This window comes from Oligella sp. HMSC05A10 (assembly GCF_001808335.1).
In the GTDB taxonomy this organism is placed as follows: domain Bacteria; phylum Pseudomonadota; class Gammaproteobacteria; order Burkholderiales; family Burkholderiaceae_B; genus Oligella; species Oligella urethralis.
Map to the genome: position 1 here is coordinate 1 of NZ_KV792959.1, position 2213 is coordinate 2213.

Here is a 2213-nt window from a genome sequence, read left to right on the forward strand (position 1 = left end):
TAATACTGTTATTGATTGAAGCCCCTGGTTGTAGTGTTAACGGCAATGTAAAAATGACCCCTGTCGGCAATTGAATTTTGACCCCCTAGTTTATAAACTAGCGGTTTTTTCGAGCCGCATATGTTAACTCAGGAGATGGTTGTGACCATAAAAGTGTTAAATAAACAGGGGCGTTCTATCAAATCAATTAGCCGAGAGATGGGCGTTGCACGCAATACCGTAAAGAAATACTTAAAAGCGGATTCAACGGTGCGGCAATACACTCCTCGTGCGGCCCGACCGACGAAGCTTGATCCATATAAAGCTTACATTCAAGAGAGAATTCGTCATGCGAGCCCGGAGTGGATTCCTGCGGCGGTACTTTATCGAGAGATTGTTGAACGGGGATATCCCGGTAAGATACGCATGGTGAGTGATTACGTGGCGCAGTTTAAACCAAGCGTTCCGGCAGAACCTTTGGTGCGTTTCGAGACGGCACCGGGTGAGCAACTGCAAGTTGATTTCACCATCATTCGACGTCGAGGAGAGCCGCTAAAGGCCTTTGTTGCTACGCTAGGCTACTCTCGAGCCAGCTATGTCTATTTCTTCGATAACGAGCGCAGTGAGGCGTGGTTGAATGGCTTACGTCAATGTTTTGACTTCTTTGGGGGTGTGCCTAAGGAGGTACTCTTTGACAACGCCAAGGCGATTGTCATTGAGCGAGATGCGTATGGTGACGGATTGCACCGGTGGCATCCGGAGCTACTGTCATTAGCAAAGGACTATGGCTTTCGTCCTCGACTATGTCGTCCCTACCGGGCTAAGACTAAAGGTAAAGTGGAACGCTTTAACCGCTACCTGAAGAGTAGTTTCGTGGTACCGTTACGAGCGCAATTGCGAGCCGATGGGTTAGCACTGGATGTGCAGACCGCCAATGGGTATATTGGTCATTGGCTGCGGAGTGTCGCCAATGCCCGAGTCCATGGCACGACCCAAGCGATCCCCAACCAACGACTAATCAAGGAACGTGAAGCGTTATTGCCGTTGCCGATAAGAAGCGGCAATTCGGCAATCTCACACACGTCGAATCAGGTACCGGTGCCGATTGAGAGCCTGCAACACCCGCTGTCCATCTATGATGCGCTGTTAGGAGACGGTCATGAACTTACAGTCTGAACGCATTGCCGATTTATGTCGGCAATTAGGCTTATATGCCATAAATGAGGCGTGGCCTCAGGTGTCTGAACGTAACCTCCAATCCGAGGGCAGCTACGCTGACTTTGTGGAGCAGCTGTTGATGGAAGAGCTAAAGGCTAAAGGGGTACGTTCCCAAACAACATTGCTTAAATTTGCCGGGCTACCGAGCATTAAAACAGTGGAGGAGTATGATTTTGCGTTTGCCAGTGGTGTGTCTAAGACGAAGGTTACCGAGCTCAGCTCCCTAACCTTCATTACTCGTCAGGAGAACGTTGTCTTGCTTGGCCCAAGCGGGGTGGGCAAGACGCACCTAGCCATTGGTTTAGCATATAAAGCAATTATGAGTCAGCTAAAGGTGCGTTTTATGACAGCGGCGGATTTGATGCTGCAACTGATGGCTGCGTATCGTCAGGGTAAATTAAAGAGCTACATGAACCGCGTAGTGATGGCGCCTAAGCTCTTAGTTATCGATGAGATAGGATACTTGCCGTTTGGGCGAGAGGAGGCGAATTTGTTCTTTAATGTCGTTGCTAAACGCTATGAGAAAGGTAGCCTGTTGTTAACCAGCAACTTACCCTTTAGTCAATGGGCGGATACCTTCGCCGGTGATACCTCGTTGACAGCTGCCATGCTGGATAGGCTACTACATCATTGCCATGTCGTTCAAATGAGCGGTGAGAGCTATCGATTGAAAGATAAAAGAAAGGTTGGTTTTATATCAACCAAAGTATCAATTTAATTCGTAGAGGGGGTCAAATTTATATTGCCGATCTTCCTCTAAAGGGGGTCAAAATTCAATTGCCGTTGACAGTAGCACCAAAGCTTGTGGTGACTTCACTTTTATATCATAGGCTTTATCGGTATATTTATTGTATTGGCAATGAACTTCTTAAAGCTTAAACTACTACCGTAAAAACTTTAATCTTCATCATCATCTTCTGTCTCACTCCAATAAGGAAGAGAAGCCCTTCCAAAATAAAAAGTCACTACAGTCAGAAGAAACAAAACAAAAACTCTCTTATAAAAGAAAACAAATG

General features: G+C 46.8%; 2 protein-coding genes. Both read left to right on the forward strand.

Annotation, left to right across the window (positions count from 1 at the left end):
- Positions 1–120: 120 nt before the first annotated feature.
- Positions 121–1155 (forward strand): IS21 family transposase, encoded by a 1035-nt coding sequence (istA, locus tag HMPREF3144_RS10465; protein WP_070477831.1) that lies wholly within the window; start codon positions 121–123, stop codon positions 1153–1155.
- The gene (istB, locus tag HMPREF3144_RS10470; protein ID WP_036561311.1) at positions 1139–1915 is read left to right on the forward strand and encodes an IS21-like element helper ATPase IstB; all 777 of its coding nucleotides are present in this window, start codon (positions 1139–1141) and stop codon (positions 1913–1915) included. The genes istA and istB overlap by 17 nt, the downstream gene beginning before the upstream one ends.
- Positions 1916–2213 lie beyond the last annotated feature (298 nt).

Bases quoted from the DNA above. Each gene is read 5' to 3' on its own strand.
- istA (WP_070477831.1), top strand. From the start codon at position 121: ATGTTAACTCAGGAGATGGTTGTGACCATAAAAGTGTTAAATAAACAG.
- istB (WP_036561311.1), top strand. From the start codon at position 1,139: ATGAACTTACAGTCTGAACGCATTGCCGATTTATGTCGGCAATTAGGC.